The organism is Nocardia sp. NPDC004654 (assembly GCF_040609595.1).
Classification (GTDB): domain Bacteria; phylum Actinomycetota; class Actinomycetes; order Mycobacteriales; family Mycobacteriaceae; genus Nocardia.
This window is the reverse complement of record NZ_JBEXKI010000003.1, coordinates 836,509-853,117: the sequence shown is the minus strand read 5'-3', so window position 1 is coordinate 853,117 and position 16,609 is coordinate 836,509. Positions and strand designations below refer to the sequence as shown.

Annotated in this window: 11 protein-coding genes; 5 read left to right on the top strand and 6 right to left on the bottom strand. The window is 70.0% G+C overall.

Annotated elements, in window-relative coordinates; all coding sequences use genetic code 11:
• Positions 1-15: 15 nt before the first annotated feature.
• A complete protein-coding gene (locus tag ABZV58_RS13760) occupies positions 16-1,185 on the bottom strand; it encodes an acyl-CoA dehydrogenase family protein (protein WP_141807664.1) in 1,170 nt (389 codons plus the stop codon).
• Between the two features lie 242 nt (positions 1,186-1,427).
• On the opposite strand from ABZV58_RS13760, the gene ABZV58_RS13755 reads away from it, so the two are divergent.
• Both ABZV58_RS13755 and ABZV58_RS13750 read left to right on the top strand, forming a co-directional pair.
• Positions 1,428-1,946, top strand: a complete 519-nt coding sequence (locus ABZV58_RS13755; RefSeq protein WP_355000443.1) for a hypothetical protein — start codon at positions 1,428-1,430, stop codon at positions 1,944-1,946.
• A 200-nt stretch (positions 1,947-2,146) separates the two neighbouring features.
• Positions 2,147-5,311, top strand: coding sequence for a BTAD domain-containing putative transcriptional regulator (locus ABZV58_RS13750; RefSeq protein ID WP_355000442.1), 3,165 nt, complete (start codon positions 2,147-2,149; stop codon positions 5,309-5,311).
• Positions 5,312-5,528: 217 nt separating this feature from the next.
• On the opposite strand, the gene ABZV58_RS13745 is transcribed toward ABZV58_RS13750, so the two are convergent.
• The 5 genes from ABZV58_RS13745 to kstR all read right to left on the bottom strand — a co-directional run bounded on the left by ABZV58_RS13745 (position 5,529) and on the right by kstR (position 12,010).
• Positions 5,529-6,398, bottom strand: coding sequence for a metal ABC transporter permease (locus tag ABZV58_RS13745; protein WP_355000441.1), 870 nt, complete (start codon positions 6,396-6,398; stop codon positions 5,529-5,531).
• Complete coding sequence (locus ABZV58_RS13740) at positions 6,395-7,288, bottom strand: ATP-binding cassette domain-containing protein (RefSeq protein ID WP_355000440.1); 894 nt, start codon at positions 7,286-7,288, stop codon at positions 6,395-6,397. Before ABZV58_RS13740 ends, ABZV58_RS13745 begins: the two co-directional genes overlap by 4 nt.
• Before the next feature lie 26 nt (positions 7,289-7,314).
• Positions 7,315-8,151 carry a zinc ABC transporter substrate-binding protein gene (locus ABZV58_RS13735; protein ID WP_355000563.1) on the bottom strand — a complete coding sequence of 279 codons (837 nt, stop codon included), beginning with the start codon at positions 8,149-8,151 and terminating at the stop codon, positions 7,315-7,317.
• A gap of 245 nt (positions 8,152-8,396) precedes the next feature.
• Positions 8,397-10,967 (bottom strand): trehalose-phosphatase, encoded by a 2,571-nt coding sequence (otsB, locus tag ABZV58_RS13730; protein WP_355000439.1) that lies wholly within the window; start codon positions 10,965-10,967, stop codon positions 8,397-8,399.
• A 392-nt stretch (positions 10,968-11,359) separates the two neighbouring features.
• Positions 11,360-12,010 carry a cholesterol catabolism transcriptional regulator KstR gene (kstR, locus tag ABZV58_RS13725; RefSeq protein ID WP_067790127.1) on the bottom strand — a complete coding sequence of 217 codons (651 nt, stop codon included), beginning with the start codon at positions 12,008-12,010 and terminating at the stop codon, positions 11,360-11,362.
• 147 nt (positions 12,011-12,157) lie between these two features.
• Here kstR and ABZV58_RS13720 point away from each other — a divergent pair, with 147 nt between their 5' ends.
• From ABZV58_RS13720 to ABZV58_RS13710, 3 genes are read left to right on the top strand one after another with little or no spacing between them, the layout of a single operon-like run.
• Entirely contained in the window at positions 12,158-14,326 is a 2,169-nt protein-coding gene (locus ABZV58_RS13720; protein ID WP_355000438.1) for an acyl-CoA dehydrogenase, read from the top strand.
• A gap of 58 nt (positions 14,327-14,384) precedes the next feature.
• Complete coding sequence (locus tag ABZV58_RS13715) at positions 14,385-15,449, top strand: acyl-CoA dehydrogenase family protein (RefSeq protein WP_355000437.1); 1,065 nt, start codon at positions 14,385-14,387, stop codon at positions 15,447-15,449.
• Positions 15,434-16,594, top strand: a complete 1,161-nt coding sequence (locus tag ABZV58_RS13710; RefSeq protein ID WP_355000436.1) for an acyl-CoA dehydrogenase family protein — start codon at positions 15,434-15,436, stop codon at positions 16,592-16,594. Before ABZV58_RS13715 ends, ABZV58_RS13710 begins: the two co-directional genes overlap by 16 nt.
• Positions 16,595-16,609 lie beyond the last annotated feature (15 nt).

Genomic DNA, 16,609 nt, shown 5'->3' with positions numbered 1-16,609 from the left:
CAGGATCGTAGTGGCTCAGCGCAGAATCTTGCGTCCGATGGCGTACTTGTGGACCTCGGTGGGGCCGTCGTAGAGGCGGAAGGCGCGCATGTCGCGGAAGATCATCTCGACTACCGTCTCGTCGCTGATGCCGATCCCGCCGAGCACCTGCACGCAGCGGTCGGCGACCTTGAACAGCTCCTCGGAGACGTAGGACTTGGCGATCGAGCTCTCGTGCCTCGCCTTCTCGCCCTGGTCCATCAGCCAGCAGGCGTGCCAGATGGTCAGTCGGCACTGGTGCAGCGCGATCTCGTTGTCCGCCAACATGAACGACACGCCCTCGTGTTCGCCGATCGGCTTGCCGAACGCGGTGCGGGTCTTGGCGTGCTGCACCGCGATGCTCTGGGCCCGTTCGGCCGCGCCGAGCCAGCGCATGCAGTGCGTGAGCCGGGCCGGGGCCAGCCGCAGCTGGGCGTAGCGCAGCGCCTGCCCGGCCTCCCCGAGCAGCGCCGACTTCGGCAGCACCAGGTTGTCGAAGCGGACGACGCCGTGCCCGGCGACGTAGTTGCGGTCCATCGTGTTCATGGTCCGCTCGATGACGATGCCCGGCTGGTCGCCGTCGGTCAGGAACAGGGTCGGTCCCTCGGGCAGGTGCGGGTTGGCGGCGAGGCGGGCCATGATGATCCAGGTCTTGGCGCCGTTCGCGCCGGTGATCAGCCATTTGCGTCCGTTGACGGTGAAGTTCTCGCCGTCGAAGACCGCCTCGGTGGCCAGCTGCGCCGGGTCCGAGCCCGCGCCGTCGGGTTCGGTCATCGCGAAGACCGAGCGCTGGTGTCCGTTGATCACCGGCATCAGGTAGCGGTCGGTCTGCTCCTGGTTCGCGACCTTGGACAGCAGGAACATGTTGCCCTCGTCGGGCGCCGCGCAGTTCATCGCGATCGGGCCGAGGGTGGACCATCCCGCCGCCTCGTAGATGACGGCCTGCTCGACGTGGCTGAGCCCGCGCCCGCCGAGCGCCTCGGGCGCCTGCACCGTCAGCAGCTTCTCGGCGCGCGCGAGTTCCACCAGTTCCTGGCGCAGTTCGTCGGTCGGACCGTGCGCGGTCAGGCGCGGGTCGCGCTCGAACGGAACGATTTTGTCGATGACGAACTGGCGGACGCGGTCGCGTTCGGCGGCGAGTTCGGCGGGAATCGAGAAGTCGATCATCGTTGGTCACCATTCGTTCGGCGGCGGGTGAGTCCGAGCATACGAAACCCGCCAGGACAGACTGAAGGCGGCTGCCATCACTGAGCCTCCAGCGGGGTGTCGATACCGTCGAATGATGCTTCTACCTGCACTGACAGGCGCTGTCAGCGCACTGTGACCGGCCTGTCAGCGCGGCCGGACATCTTTGGTTCATCGAGAGCGGGCCACACCGGCCCCGCCAGACCAAGGATTCGGAGAAGACCATGACCGTCGCCGCCATCGCCCAGCTGCTCATCGCCCTCGCCTTCGTGAGCATCCCGCTGGTTCGCCACCGCTACGGCGCCGCGGCCAAGGCCGCCGCCGAGGCGGAACTGAACCGCCAGGGCGTCCGGCCCGGTGTGCTCGCCGAGCACGGCATGCGGTTCGACGCGGGCGGCCACGAGACCTGGGCGCCGCTGTCCATCGCCCTGGCCATGACCGGCCTGGCCGTCCTCAACCTGGCGGGCAACCTGTGGGGTCAGACGCTGACCTGGATCGGTCAGGTGCTGGTCGTGCTCGTCAACATCGTCATCCTCTACAGCAACCTGACCGCCGCCAAGGGTGTCGAGGCGGCCTTCGCCAAGACCGGCGACCCTGAGCTCGCCCGCATCGACGCCGGCCGCTTCCTGGCCGCGGCCGAGGGCGCCTTCCCCCGCTGGGTCATGCCCTACCTGCAGAACTCCCGCCACGCGATCGTCTTCGGCGGCTCGATCCTGGTCTTCATCGCCCTGCTCGCCGCCTGACACCTCAAAGCCTGAAACCCGGTTTCGCACTGCGAAACCGGGTTCTTCGCGCTCGAGCAGCCCCACTCCGCGCGCACCGCCACCGCGTGCACACCCCGGGAAGGCGGCGTGGTCGACATCCATCCCGCACGCCCAACCGAACCTGGGCGGACTCAGCTCCCCACGCACGCGACTCCCACCCCTTCTGACAGGCTGAACCAGTGCGTGTTGCTCTACTCGGCCCGGTCGCCGCCTACACCGACGACGGCGCCCCTCTCGATCTCGGCGGTGTCCGGCTCCGAATGCTCCTGGCCAGGCTCGCATTGGAGGCAGGCCGACCGGTCTCGGTCGACGCGCTCGTCGACGGACTGTGGGGCGAGCAGCCGCCCGCCGAAGCGGCCGGAGCATTGCAGGCGCTGGTCTCCCGCCTGCGCAAGGTGATACGCGGCGCGGGCACCCTCGAACTCGGCCCCGGCGGCTACCGGCTCTCGGTGCGCCCCGAGGACGTGGACACCCACCGCTTCGAAACAGCGGCCGCCGAAGGACGCCGCGAACTGGCCGCGGGCAAGGTCGACGCGGCGGCGGCCACCCTCGCGGACGCCCTCGCGCTGTGGCGCGGCCCCGCACTCGCCGACGTGCGGGACGCCCCGTTCGCCGATCTCTCGGTCGCGCGGCTGGAGGAACTGAAAGCCGCTGTCGCCGAGGACAATTACGATGTCGAGCTGCGGCTCGGCAGGCATGCCGAGGTTCTCGCCGATCTGGAAACCGCCGCCGCCGAACGCCCGCTCGCCGAGCGGCTCGCCGGTCTACGCATGCGCGCCTTGTCCGCCGCTGGTCGCCAATCCGACGCGCTCGCCGTCTACGAACAGATCCGCGAGCGCCTCGGCGACGAACTGGGCGTCGACCCCTCCGCCGAACTCCGGGATACCCACCTGGCACTGCTGCGCGGTGAACTGGATAGACCCGCCCCGCGCCAGGAGCCTTCCGCGAGCCGAATTCCGCTGCCGCTCACCAACTTCGTCGGTCGCGACCGCGAGCTGGCCCGCGTCTCGGAGCTGCTCGCCGCGGGTCGTCTGGTCACGCTGGTCGGTCCGGGTGGTGCCGGCAAGTCCCGGCTGGCGGTTGAAACCGTCACCCGCCATCGGGCTTACGAACGCGGCAGGGTCTGGTTCGTGCCGCTGGCCGGGGTGAGCACCGCGGAACAGCTCACCGACGCCGTGCTCGGCGCGCTGGCCTCCTGGGACATGAGCGTCTCCGACACTCGCCAGCCGCTCACCGGCCACGACCGCATCGCCGAACTGCTCGACGTCGGCCCCGTCGTCCTCGTGCTCGACAACTGTGAGCACCTGATCGAATCCGCCGCCGAACTGGCCGACGGTCTACTCGAAAGACTGCCGCAGCTACGGATTCTCGCGACCAGCAGGGAGCCCCTCGCCATCGCCGGGGAGACCCTGTACCAGCTCGGCCCGCTCGAATTGCCCGGGGAGGCAGCCGAATTCACCGATGCGGTCGATGCTCCCGCCGTACGGCTCTTCTTGGATCGCGCGGTCGCGGCACGCCCCGATTTCGTCCTCGACGCCGAGACCGTCGGCCCGGTCGTGGACATCTGCCGACAGCTCGACGGCCTGCCGCTCGCGCTCGAATTGGCCGCCGCCAAGCTGCGTTCGATGAGCGTCGAGCAGATCGCGCGCCGACTCGACGACCGCTTCCGTCTGCTGACCTCCGGCAGCCGAACCGCACTGCCGCGCCAGCGCACGCTGCTGGCCCTGGTGGCGTGGAGCTGGGACCTGCTCACCGAACCGGAAAGGGTACTGGCCCGCAGGCTTTCGCTGTTCCCCGGCGGCGCGACACTCGACGCGCTGGAGGCCATCTGCTCCGACGCGGCACTGCCCGCCGCGGACGTGCTGTACGTGGCGGACGCGCTCGTGGAGAAGTCCGTCGTCACGGTTTCCGACGAGCGCTACAGCATGCTGGCGACGATCCGCGCCTACGCGGCCGACAGGCTGGCGGAATCCGGCGACGATGTGGCCGACCGCTTCGCCGAGCACTACCTGGCGCTGGCCGAACACAACGAACCACTGCTGCGCACGCGAGAACAACTGCGCGCCATCGGTGTCTTCGACGCCGAACACGAAAACTTCGTAACCGCACTACGTTCGACACTCGACGCGGGCGACGCCGTGCGCGCCGCACGCTTCGTCGGCGCGCTGTTCTGGTACTGGGGCATCCGCGGCATGGGCACCCAGTTCGACACCTTCCTCGCCGCCGTGCTGCGCCTGGACGCCGCCCTGCCCGCCCGCGAGCGGTCCGCGCTGCGACTCGTGCAGTTGCTCGCGGGCGCGCCGATCGCGGAAGACGTTCCGGTGCGGACGCTCATCGAGGACTGCGCGGCCGCCGACGCACTCGACTTCCACCCCACGCTGATGCTGTGGATTCCGCTGCTCGCCGTCTCGGTGGGGGCCGACGAACTCGGCGACCGCGTCCTCGATCAGGCGCGGACGAACCCAGATCCCTGGGTCCGGGCCAGCGCGCACTGGGCGCGGGATTACGTGTGGACGGAACGGGGCGACCGTGCCGCGGGCGCCGAGGCCCGTGCCGCGGCGTTGCACGGTTTCGAGGAGGTCGGCGACCGCTGGGGTCTCGGCATGGCGCTACTCGCCGTCGGCCGCGATCACTCGCTGCGCGGCGAACACGACCGCGCCATCGCCGTATTCGAACGCGGCGTCGCGGTCAGCAGCGAGCTGGGCGGCCAGGACGACCTGTTCCACTGCCGCGCCCGGCTCACCGTCGAACGCATGCGCGCTGGCGATCTCGTCGGCGCGCTCCGCGATATCGAGGCCATGCGTCGACAGGCCACCGCACGGGGCCACCGCCGCAGCGCCGCCGAGACCCTCTTCGAACTCGCCGAATGGCACCGGCGCGCGGGCGACGTGCCCGCCGCCGACCAGACCATCGACGAACTCGACACGATCGCGGACCGTCTCGGCCTCCCGGAGAGCATGGCCGCCGATCTCATCGCCGCCGCCCGCCTGGCCAACCGCCTCGCCGACGGCGCACCGGTCGAGGCCCGCGCCCACCTCCCGCGCGCCGCCGCGGGCCTGTTCTCGCTGGGAGACGCCGCGAACACCGCCCACGTCGCCGAACTCCTCGCCGAACTGCGCACCCTCGAGGACGCCCCTGAATCCGCCGCCGAAGCCCTCGGCCTCAGCGAAGCCATCCGCGGCGACTTCGACGCGGGCGAACCCCGCCTCACCGCGTTGGTAACCACCCTCACCGACCGCCTTGGCGCCGAAACCTACAAGGCCGCCTACCACCGCACCGCGACCTTGCCGAGGTCGGAAGCCCTGACGCGCCTCCGCACCGCGGTAGGCCTCGCCGACCAGTGACGCACACCCGCGCTCCCCAGCGTGCCGAGGGCGAACGGCTTGCGCCACACACCTTTCGCACGGTCTACATAGGCACCGGCTGTGTGGGGCGTGCGGAAACTGTGTGGGACTAGACGGACCAGGCGCGGTGGCGCGGTGGAGGCGGGGATGTTTGTCGGGCTCGCGGTTGACCGGCTCGTCGGACCGATTACGTCCGCGAGGACTCCCGCGAATCCACTCAGCGCACGCGCGCGAGTTGGCGGCGGCGGTTGCCGATGACCCGGCATACCACGTAGATCACGAACGAGATCGCCGTGACGAACGTCGACACCGGAACGCCCGGAGCCAGCGACAGCAGGATTCCGCCCACCGCGGCGAGTTCCGCGAAGACGATCGCCAACACCGTCGCGCGGGCCGGATTGGCGGTGAGCTGGGCGGCCGCGGCGGCGGGGGTGATGAGCAGGGCGAGGACGAGCAGCGCGCCGACGATCTGGACGCCGAACGCCGCCGTGATGCCGAGCAGCACGGCGAAGACCACCGCGAGGGCGCGCACCGGAACACCGCGCGCGACCGCGACCTCCGGGTCCGAGCTGGCGAACAGCAGCGGCCGGTAGATCACCGCGAGCACGGCGAGCACAAGCACGGTGCAGGTGATGAGCAGCGCCAGTCCGCTGTAGCCGACGCTGACCACCTGGCCGGTCAGCAGCGAGAACTTGGAGCCGGCGCGCTCCGGCCCGAGCCAGAGGAAGAGCACGGAGAGCCCGAGGCCGAACGAGAGCACCACCGCGATCACGGAATCGCGCTCCCGCGCACGGGTCCCGAGCACGCCGAAGAGCACGGCGGCCACCACCGACCCGATGATCGCCCCGAGCCCGACACCGATTCCGGCGAGCAGCGCCGCGGCCGCGCCGGTCAACGAGAGTTCGCTGGTGCCGTGCACCGCGAACGACATCTGCCTGCTGATGATCAGCGGCCCGATCGCCCCGGCGAGCAGGCCGAGCAGGGCGGCGGCGAGCACCGCCTGCTGCACGAAGTCGTAGGAGAGCAGGTCGACCGTGGTGGACAGGTCGAACATCTTGGAGAACACATCGGCGAGCTTGTCGTTCACGCGCGGACCCCGCTCGTGTCCGGCTCGGCGTGGCAGTGCTGCGCCCCCGCCGCGCCGAGCGCGTCCATGGTGTCACCGGTGCCGACCACCACCAGTCGCCCGCGCACGCGCAGCACGTCGACCTCGGTCTGGTACAGCTCGGAAAGCACCTCGGAGGTCATCACCTCGTCGGGCGTGCCGATCCGGAACTTGCCGTCCACCAGGTACAGCACCCGATCCACCAGCGGCAGAATCGGATTGATCTCGTGGGTCACGAAGAGCACCGCGGTGTCGTGGCCGCGCCTGCGCCGGTCGATGAGCTCGGCGACCAGCCGCTGGTTGGCCAGGTCCAGGCTGAGCAGCGGTTCGTCGCAGAGCAGCACTTTCGGATCGCCGACCAGCGCCTGGGCCACCCGCAGCCGCTGCTGTTCGCCGCCGGACATGGATTCCAGCGGCGCGTGCGCGAACTTCTCCGCGCCGACGGCCGCGATGGCGGCGGCCACCTTCCGGTTGCGTTCGGCCCGCCCGCGCAGCCCGAGGCCCCACCGGTGCCCGTCCACGCCGAGACCGACCAGGTCGACACCGCGCAGCTGCACGCCCGTGTCGATCGTCTTCTGTTGCGGCACATAGCCGATATCCGGATTGCCCGCCCGCGCGGGCGAACCGGCTACGAACGCCCGCCCGGAACCCAGCGTGAGCTGGCCGAGCAGCACCTTCAACAGCGAGGTCTTGCCGGAGCCGTTGGGCCCGAGCACGGCGATGAACTCGCCGGGCGCCACGTCGAGATCGAGGCCCTGCCAGAGGGTGCGGTCGCCGAACGAGAGCCGGGCGTCATCGAGCCGAACGGCGGCCGCGCCGTCGGTGTCCGCGCGTCGCCGCACCTGTTCGGTAAGCGGAACTCTCTCGCTCATGACCATCTCGACCAACTGCTCTTCGATCAGCCCAGCGCCTTGGCCAGCGCTTCGGTGTTCTGGGTCTGCCACTGGACGTAATCCATTCCCTCGGGCAGGGTTTCGGTCACCTCGACGACGGCGACGCCGTTGGTTTCGGCGAGGCCGCGCAGGTCTCGGGTGATCTTGTCCTGTGTCTGCACGTTGTAGACGAGCGCGCGAACCTGCTTGCCGGTCAGCAGATCCCGGGTCTGCGCGACGGCCGCGGGCGCGGGATCGGTCTCCTGCTCGATCGCTTCCTGGAACTCGTGCGGAGTGCGATCTTCCGCGCCAGCGGCGCGCAGCAGGTAGTGCGCGAGCGGTTCGGTCTGCAGCACAGGCGCTTTCGGGTGCGCGGCGGCGATCGTGCCGGTGGCCGCGGTGATTCCGGCCAGCTGCGTCTTGAAGGTCGCGGCGCGGGCGGTGTAGTCCGCGGCGTGCGCCGAATCGATCTCGCCGAGCGCGGCGGCGATCTGTTCGGCGACCGCGCCGACGGTGCTCACGTCGTACCAGACGTGCTCGTTCTCGTCGGCCTTGTCGGTCCGGGACTCGAAGGCGTCGATCGTGCGCTTGTCCCTGCCGGAGACGGCCTTCTCGATGAACTCGTCGTAGCCGCCACCGTTGTAGACGACCAGATCGGCGTCGCTGATCTTCGCCGATTCCACCGCGGAGGTCTCGTGCGAGTGCGGGTCGGCGGCCGGATCGGTGATGATCGAGGTCACGGTCGCGTCCGGCCCGGCGACGGCGGCGGCGATATTGCCCCACACGTTGGTGGAGGCGACCACCTCGGGCTTGTCCGAGGCGTCGGAGCTGCCGCACGCGGTCAGCGCGAGAAGGGTCGCCATCCCCACGGCGGCGCCGACGAACTTCAGGGCTATACGACTACTCACGCGGGGAAACTCCTGGCAATGCGGACAGAGCAGGGTGAGTGCTCCAAATCATAATGGAAACCGTTACCGTTTTACTTTATCAGCAACCCGCAACCCGACCACCGCCCGGCCACCGCCACACCGCTGCCGAATCCGGCCCGGACACGCGAAGGCCCGCGAACCACCCGGTCCGCGGGCCTCGAAGGCCGGTCAGCGACCGCTCAGACGAGCACTTCCACCGGCTGCGCGAGCAGCTGCGCGCACCGCAGCAGACCGAGGTGGCTGTAGGCCTGCGGGTGGTTGCCCAGCGACCGCTCGGCCACCGGGTCGTACTCCTCGCTGAGCAGCCCCGTCGGACCGGCCACGTCCACCAGCTGGGCGAACAGCGCCTCGGCGTCCGAACGCTTGCCGATCAACAGGTACGCCTCGACCAGCCAGGCCGCGCACAGGTGGAACCCGCCCTCGCCGCCGGGCAGGCCGTCGTCGTGGTGGTACCGGTACACGGTCGAACCGCTGCGCAGCTCGGCCTCGGTGGCCACCACCGTCGCGGCGAAGCGCGGGTCGGAGGGGTCGATCAGCCCGCTCAGGCCGATGTGCAGGGTGGCCGCGTCCAGGTCGGTGCCGTCGTAGGCCGCGGTGAACGACTGGACCTCGTCGTTCCAGCCCTTGGTCTTGACCTCCTCGGCGATGGTCTCGCGCAGTTCGAGCCATTCCGGGTCGATCTCACGGTCGAACTTCTGCGCCAGCGTCAGCGCCCGGTCGACCGTCAGCCAACCCATCACCTTCGAGTACACGTGGTGACGCGGGTTGCCGCGGATCTCCCAGATGCCGTGGTCCGGCTCGGTCCAGCGCCGCTGCACCGCGGAGACCATGGCGTGCACGAGCTGCCAGTCGGCGTCCGGCAGCGCACGGGCCGGATCGGTGATGCCCTTGCGCTCGCGTGCGTGCGCGAGGGTCGCGATCAGGTCGACGATCGGGCCGAAGACGTCCAGCTGCACCTGCATGTTCGCCGCGTTGCCGACGCGCACCGGCCGCGATCCGGCGTAGCCGGGCAGCTGGTCGATGACGGCCTCGGGCGGCAGCGTCTCGCCGTAGATGGTGTACAGCGGGTGCAGGCGCTCCGGTCCGGGCAGGGTCTCCAGCACGCGGTGCACCCAGCCGAGGAACTCGTCCGCCTCGGTGAGCGAACCGAGGTTGACCAGCGCCTGCGCGGTGAGCGCGGCGTCGCGCAGCCAGCAGTAGCGGTAGTCCCAGTTGCGCACGCCGCCGATGTCCTCGGGCAGCGAGGTGGTCGCCGCGGCGAGGATCGAGCCGGACGGCGCGTGCACCAGTCCGCGCAGGGTGAGCGCCGAGCGCTTCATCAGGTCGGGCTTCAGCGGCGGCAGCTCCAGCGCGCTCGACCACTCCGACCAGTACCGCTGCGCCTCCCTGCGGCGCTCCGGCTCGCCGGTCATGGCGGGCGCGAGATCCTGTGTGCCGCAGCGCAGTTCCAGCACGATCGGGCCACTCGACGGATCCACCACGGCGCGCGCGACATCGTGCGTGCCGTCGCTCTCGATCGTCCAGTGGACGCCGGGGGAGCGCAGCACCATCGGGTCGTTCGTGCCGAGCACCCGCAGACCGGACGGCTCCGATTCGAGGGTGACCGGCACCTGGCCGAACTCCGGTCGCGGCGCGAAGGTGACGACCGCCTTGGCCACACCGGTGATCACCCGGGTCAGATCGGTGCGGTTGGGCGCCACGTCGTGCGGCAGGTAGTCGACGACCTGCAAGCTGGCCCAACGGGTTTCGACGGTCATGGTGCCGTCCACGTAGCGCTGCGAGAGCGGCAGCCCCGGCCGCTCCGGCGCGATCGTGAAGTGGCCCGCCTGCGGCCCGCCGAGCAGGTGCGCGAACACCGCGGCCGAGTCCGGCTCCGGGTGGCAGAACCAGGTGACCGTGGCGTCGGGGGTGAGCAGCGCCACCGAGCGCGGGCTGGCCAGCATGGTCAGTCGCTCGATGCGCGGCGCGCTCGCGCCCGCCAGCCAGGTGCGTCGTTCCTCCAGCAGGAAGGCCAGCGCGCAGGAGACCTCCTCGGTGGTGCCCACGCGATACTTGGCCAGGCTGTCGCCCTCGCCGACCTTGATGCCGACATCCGGGCCGGAGAGCACGCGGAAGGCCTTCTCGTCGGTGACGTCGTCGCCGAAGAACACCGCCGCCGTCGCGCCCTCCTGGTGACGGATGGTGTCCAGCGCGGTGCCCTTGTCGGTGGGGACGACGGCGAGCTCGATGACGGCCTTGCCCTCGGTGACCTGAACGCCGACCCAGCAGGCGGGCCCCTGGCGCACCGAGGTCAGCGCCCGTCGCCCGATCTCGGGGCTGGCGTTACGGACGTGCAGTGCGACGCTCGCCGGTTTGATCTCGACGGCGACGCCGGGATTGCCCGCGGCGATCTGCGTCAGCGCGGTCTGTACTTCTTGCAGTAGCTGCTTGGCGTCGTTGTCGATCGCGTGCACGAAACCGACGTCGAACTCCGAGCCGTGGCTACCGATCAGTTGCACCTCGACCGGAAGCCGGGAGAGTGCCGCGAGATCGCGCAGCGCGCGGCCGGAGATGACGGCCGCCGTAGTTCCGGTGAGACCGGCGAGGGCGCGTAGCGCGCTCACCGATTCTCGGTGCGGATACGCCTTAGCCGGGTCGGAGACGATCGGGGCCAAAGTCCCGTCGTAGTCCGACGCGACCAAGAGTCTCGGCTCGCGCGCGACCGTCGACAAAGCTCGTCGAAGTTCTTGTGGCAGATCCTGTGCGCTCACGCATCCAACCTAGTGATCGGAGGAGTTGTTTCAGGGGCGGGCAAAACAATACTGTGTTGAATTCATCGCACCGCAGCGCGCCGGTATGCGTGCGCACGATTGCAACCCGGTTATCGGGATTTGCCCAGTTAACGCACAGGTAACCAGCAAGTAACTTTCCGCGGACGCGAGCGAAGTCGGGTCGCGCGGCGATCGCGAGAATCGGCACGCCAGTACCGATTCGCTCCGGCGGGCGAGCCGGATGCGAGTCGCTTTGTCGGACATGGCGGTTCGCGGTCTGCTCCGCGTGCAGTGGCAAGCGCGGCATAACACCACGGTAGCCCGGTCGCGGGCGGTGTGCCCGTCGACCGGGCTCGCCGATCCGTTTCAGTTGGGGCGGTAATCGCCTCCGGCTATTTCGCCGCTTGATCTCCGAGGAGGAGATCCACGGTCAGTTCGAGACGATCTGTGACATCCGTCGCGGAAGCCCGTCGAGTGAGCCACGCCACCAGATTGGAAAGCCACACGTCACTGATGACGCGCGCAATCGCGAGTTGCCGTTCGGTCGGTTCTCCGTCGTTCATGGCGCGGGCGAAAACCCGGTCCATCACCTTGCCGACTCGGTCCACCTCGGCGGCCGCCGAGGCGTCGGCGAACATGAACGCGCGCGTCATGGCCTCGGTGAGCAGCGGGTCGCGCTGCATCATCCTGGTGATCTGAGTGAGCAGCAGGTGCATACGTTCGCGCGGCGTCGTACCGGCAAGCGGCTTGCGTTTGCCCTCGATCTGCTCGAATTCCCTGGCCAGCGCCGAGACGAGCAGGTGCACCTTGGACGGGAAGTACCGGTAGAGAGTGCCGACGGCCACATCCGCGCGCTCCGCGACGGCGCGCATCTGCACCGCGTCGTATCCGCCCTTGGAGGCGAGCGCCAGCGTCGCGTCCAGGATGCGCTTACGCCGCTCGCGCTGCGCGGCCGAGCTCAGATCGTCCTCGCTGAGCGTCGTCACGGTCGCTGGGCGGGCAGCGCTCGTGTCGGCGGGCTGCGATCGGGAGGGGCTGGCCATCGAAAAGGGTCCTTTCCTCGAACGTCGTACGGCGGCCTGGCGCGCGGTGCTCACCGATGCGGACTGGCCGTCTCTTGACTTCCGCCCGGCCATGATATTAGAACATGTTCTAGGTGTGGGAGTCACGCCGGAAAGGCGGGTTGGAGTGTGACCATCGCCACCACTGACGAGCATAAAGCCGTTCAGGAGTCGATGCGGGGCTGGGCGGGATCGGTCCGGCCGATTGCAACAATGCGAGCCGAGCCGGTCGGCTTCTGGCACGCGTACTGGCCCGCGCTGGCCGAACTCGGGATCTTCCGTGTCGCGGTGGCCGAGGACGCGGGTGGCGACGGCGGGTCGGTCGCCGATCTCGCCGTCCTGCTGGAGCAGGCGGCGCACGACCTGGTGGGCGGCCCGGTGCTCAGCACCGCCCTCGCCAACCTGGTCACCGCGGGCGCTCTTGCCGATGACCTCCCGTGCGGTGTCGCGCTCGACGTCGTTGTCGGTCCGGATGTTTCGTCCGAGACGGGTGTGAGCGTACCCGCCGCCGACGGGGACGTGTTGCTCACCGGTGTCTGGGACCTCGTGCTCGGGGCCGCTTCCGGCACCGCCGTGCTACTTCCCGTGACCAGCCCGGACGGACCGCGCTGGTGCCTGGTGCCGCCGGACGCCGCCGGTCTGCGCGTCGAGGAGCTGACCTCGGCCGACCCGAGCACCCCGCTGGCCCGCGTGCACTGCGCCGATGTCGCGGTGCCCGCCGAGCGGGTGTTCACCGCCGCGCACCGCGTCGAAGACGTGCTCGTCGCGCTCGTGGCCGCCGAGCTCGCCGGTCTCGCGGGCTGGTGTCTGGAGACCGCGGTCGAATACGCGAAGGTGCGTGAGCAATTCGGCCGCAAGATCGGTTCGTTCCAGGCGGTGAAGCACATCTGCGCGTGGATGCTGTGCCGCACCGAGCTGATCCGCTCGGTCGCGCTGGACGCCGCCGCCGCCGTCGACGAGGGCGGCGCCGAGCTGCCGATCGCGGCCGCCATCGCCGCGGCCATCTCGCTGGACGCCGCGGTGGAGACCGCCAAGGACTGCATCCAGGTGCTCGGCGGCATCGGCTTCACCTGGGAACACGACGCCCACTTCTACCTGCGCAGGGCGACGGCGCTGCGCCAGCTGCTCGGCGGCTCGGCGCGCTGGCGGGCCAGGGTCACCGAACTGACCCGCGACGGAATGCGCCGGACCACCGGCGCGGACCGGGTCTTCGCCGCCGAGGGCGTCGACGTGGACGGCGCTGCCCCCAACGACTTGGCCGCCGAGGTGGCCGCGATCGCCGCGCTGCCCGCGGACCGGCAGCGCGACGCGCTGGTGGACGCGGGCCTGGCCATGCCGCACTGGCCGGCGCCTTACGGCCGCGGCGCCGACCCCATGACCGGACTGGTGATCTCCGAGGAGTTGCGCCGCGCGGGCGTGACCGCACCCGACCTGGCCATCGGCGGGTGGGCGATCCCGACCCTGTTGCAGCACGGCACCCCCGAGCAGATCGACCGGTTCGCCTGGCCGACCCTGCGCGGCGAGGTGGTGTGGTGCCAGCTGTTCAGCGAGCCCGGCGCGGGTTCCGATCTCGCCGCGCTGCGCACCACCGCCAAACGGGTCGAGGGCGGTTGGGTGCTGAACGGCCAGAAGGTCTGGACTTCGTTGGGCGACAAGGCGAACTGGGGCATCTGCCTGGCGCGCACCGATGCCGACGCGCCCAAGCACCGCGGCATCTCCTACTTCCTCGTCGACATGCGCGGCAAGGGTGTGGAGATCCGCCCGCTGGTGCAGATCACCGGCGAGGCGCGGTTCAGCGAGGTGTTCCTCGACGACGTCTTCGTCCCCGACGACTGCCTGGTGGGTGCGCTGAACAACGGCTGGAAGATCGCCCGCTCCACGCTGTCCACCGAGCGAGTCGCCATGGGCGGCAACGGAATCGGGCCGGTGCTGGAGGAGCTGATCGCCAAGCTGCCCGCCACCGGTCCCGGCGCGGAGCTGCGCAACGACCGGCTCGGCGGCTTCGTCGCCGAGGCCATCGCCGGGTTGCTGCTCGAACAGCGGGCCGCGGTCGCGATGCTGGCGGGCGCCGACTCCGGCGCGCAGAGCAGCGTGCGCAAGCTGGTCGGTGTGCGGCACCGCCAGGCGGTCGCGGAGTTCGCCGTCGAGGCGGCGGGACCGAACGGTGCGCAGGAGTCGGACGAGGTGACCGAATTCCTGCTCACGCGCTGTCTTTCCATCGCGGGCGGCACCGAGCAGATCCTGCTCACCGTGGCGGGTGAGCGGATTCTCGGGCTGCCGCGCGACGCGGACAGCTGAGCCCACCCGTCGCCCGGCCAATCGCTGCGCGATACGAAGCTATAACTGGGAGAACAGCGTGGACTTCACCAGGGACGAGCGCCAAGACGCCGTCGCCGAAGTAGTAGTGAGTTTGCTGGAGCGCGAATCCGCGCGGGATATGGAGCTGTGGCCGGCGCTCGTCGATTCGGGTCTGCTCTCGGTCGCGCTACCGGAGCAGTTCGGCGGCGACGGCATGGGCCTGCCGGAGATCTCGGTGCTGCTCACCGAGCTGGCCACCGACGCGGTCGCCGTGCCCGCCCTGCCGACACTGGGTATCGGCCTGCTAGCGCTGCTACCCGTCCTGCCCGACGCGCTCGCGGAAAGCATCTGTCCCGAGCTGGCCAAGGGCGCGGTGCTCACCGCGGCGCTCAGCGAGCCGGGTGCGCCCTTCGCCGCGACGCCGAAGACGACCGCGGTCGCCGAGGGGGCCGTCGTGCGCGTCAGCGGGCACAAGGTCGCGGTGCCCTACGCCGAGCAGGCGCGCTGGCTGCTGATCCCGACCGATTCCGGCATCGCGCTCGTCGAGGGCGACGCCGCGGGCCTGACCGTCACGCCGTCACCGACCTCGGGCGGTCTGCCCGAGGGCAGCGTCCTGCTGGACAACGTGGAGATCCCCGCCGAGCGGCTGCTTCCCGGTGATCTGGCGCAGCTGCACCGGCTGGCCGTCGCGAGCATCGGCTCGGTCGCCGACGGACTGCTGAAAGGCGCGCTCGTGCTCACCGCCGAGCACCTGCGGGTGCGCAAGCAGTTCGGCAGGCCGCTCGCCGAATTCCAAGCGGTGGCCCAGCAGATCGCCGATCTGTACGTGGTATCCCGCACCCTGCACGCCGCGGCGGTCTCGGCGAACTGGGCGCTCTCGCTGTCCGACGCCGATTCCGCGCACCTCGAGCGCGTCGACGACGACCTCGACGTACTCGCCTATACCGTGACCTCCGAGCTGCCCGCCGCCATGCAGAAGTGTCACCACCTGCACGGAGGCCTCGGCGTCGACGTGACCCATCCGATGCACCGCTACTACTCCCAGGCCAAGGACATCGCCCGCTGGCTCGGCGGCGCGTCGTTCCGCCTGGATCGTCTAGGAGCAAGATGTTCATCGATCTGACCGCCGAGCAGCGCGCGCTGCGCGACGAACTCCGCGCCTACTTCGCCGATCTCGTCACTCCCGAAGAGGAGGCCGAGATGGCGGTGAACCGGCACGGCGACGCCTACCGCGCCGTCGTGCGGCGCATGGGCCGCGACGGCCGGCTCGGGGTCGGCTGGCCGAAGGAATACGGCGGGCAGGGTTTCGGGCCCGTCGAACAGCAGATCTTCTTCAACGAGGCGGTGCGGGCCGATGTGCCGCTGCCGCTGGTGACGCTGCTGACCGTCGGCCCGACCTTGCAGTCCTTCGGCACCGAGGCGCAGAAGAAGAAGTTCCTGCCCGGAATCCTCTCCGGCGACATCCATTTCGCGATCGGCTACTCCGAGCCGGAGGCTGGCACCGACCTGGCCTCGCTGCGCACCAGCGCGGTCCGCGACGCCTCCGGCGACTGGATCGTCAACGGGCAGAAGATCTTCACCACCGGCGCGCACGAGGCCGACTACGTCTGGCTGGCGTGCCGCACCGGTTCCGTGGAATCGCGCCATCGCGGCATCACGATCCTGATCGTGGACACCAAGGACCCCGGCTATTCGTGGACGCCGATCATCACCTGCGACGGCGCCCACCACACCAACGCCACCTATTTCGACAACGTCCGGGTCCCCGCCGACATGCTGGTCGGCGAGGAGAACCGGGGCTGGCGCCTGATCACCACCCAGCTCAATCACGAGCGGGTCAGCCTCGGGCCGTCGGGCAAGATCGAACAGCTCTACGACCGGGTGCGTGACTGGGCGCGTCCGCGCGGGCTGCTCGTCGAGCCCGACGTGCGGCGCTCACTGGGGCGCATGCACGCCATGGTCCGGCTCAACGAACTGCTGAACTGGCAGGTCGCCGCGACCGTAGACGGCGATCAGTCGCAGGTCATCGCCGACGCCTCGGCCACCAAGGTGTTCTCCACCGAATCGCTCCAGGAAGCGGGCCGTCTCGCCGAGGAGCTCGTCGGCCGCCACGGCGATCCGGCCGAGCCCGCCACCGCCGAACTGCTCACCTGGCTGGACCGGCGCACCAAACAGAACCTCGTGGTGACCTTCGGCGGTGGCGTCAACGAGATCATGCGCGAGCTCGTCGCCACCGCCGGATTGAACCTGCCGCGAGTACCCCGATAAAAGAAGGAGCCGCGT

What these genes read in the sequence shown, in the direction of transcription:
- ABZV58_RS13760 (WP_141807664.1), bottom strand. Translation starts at nt 1,185, where the DNA reads ATGATCGACTTCTCGATTCCCGCCGAACTCGCCGCCGAACGCGACCGC.
- ABZV58_RS13755 (WP_355000443.1), top strand. Translation starts at nt 1,428, where the DNA reads ATGACCGTCGCCGCCATCGCCCAGCTGCTCATCGCCCTCGCCTTCGTG.
- ABZV58_RS13740 (WP_355000440.1), bottom strand. Translation starts at nt 7,288, where the DNA reads ATGAGCGAGAGAGTTCCGCTTACCGAACAGGTGCGGCGACGCGCGGAC.
- ABZV58_RS13735 (WP_355000563.1), bottom strand. Translation starts at nt 8,151, where the DNA reads ATGGCGACCCTTCTCGCGCTGACCGCGTGCGGCAGCTCCGACGCCTCG.
- kstR (WP_067790127.1), bottom strand. Translation starts at nt 12,010, where the DNA reads ATGGCCAGCCCCTCCCGATCGCAGCCCGCCGACACGAGCGCTGCCCGC.
- ABZV58_RS13710 (WP_355000436.1), top strand. Translation starts at nt 15,434, where the DNA reads ATGTTCATCGATCTGACCGCCGAGCAGCGCGCGCTGCGCGACGAACTC.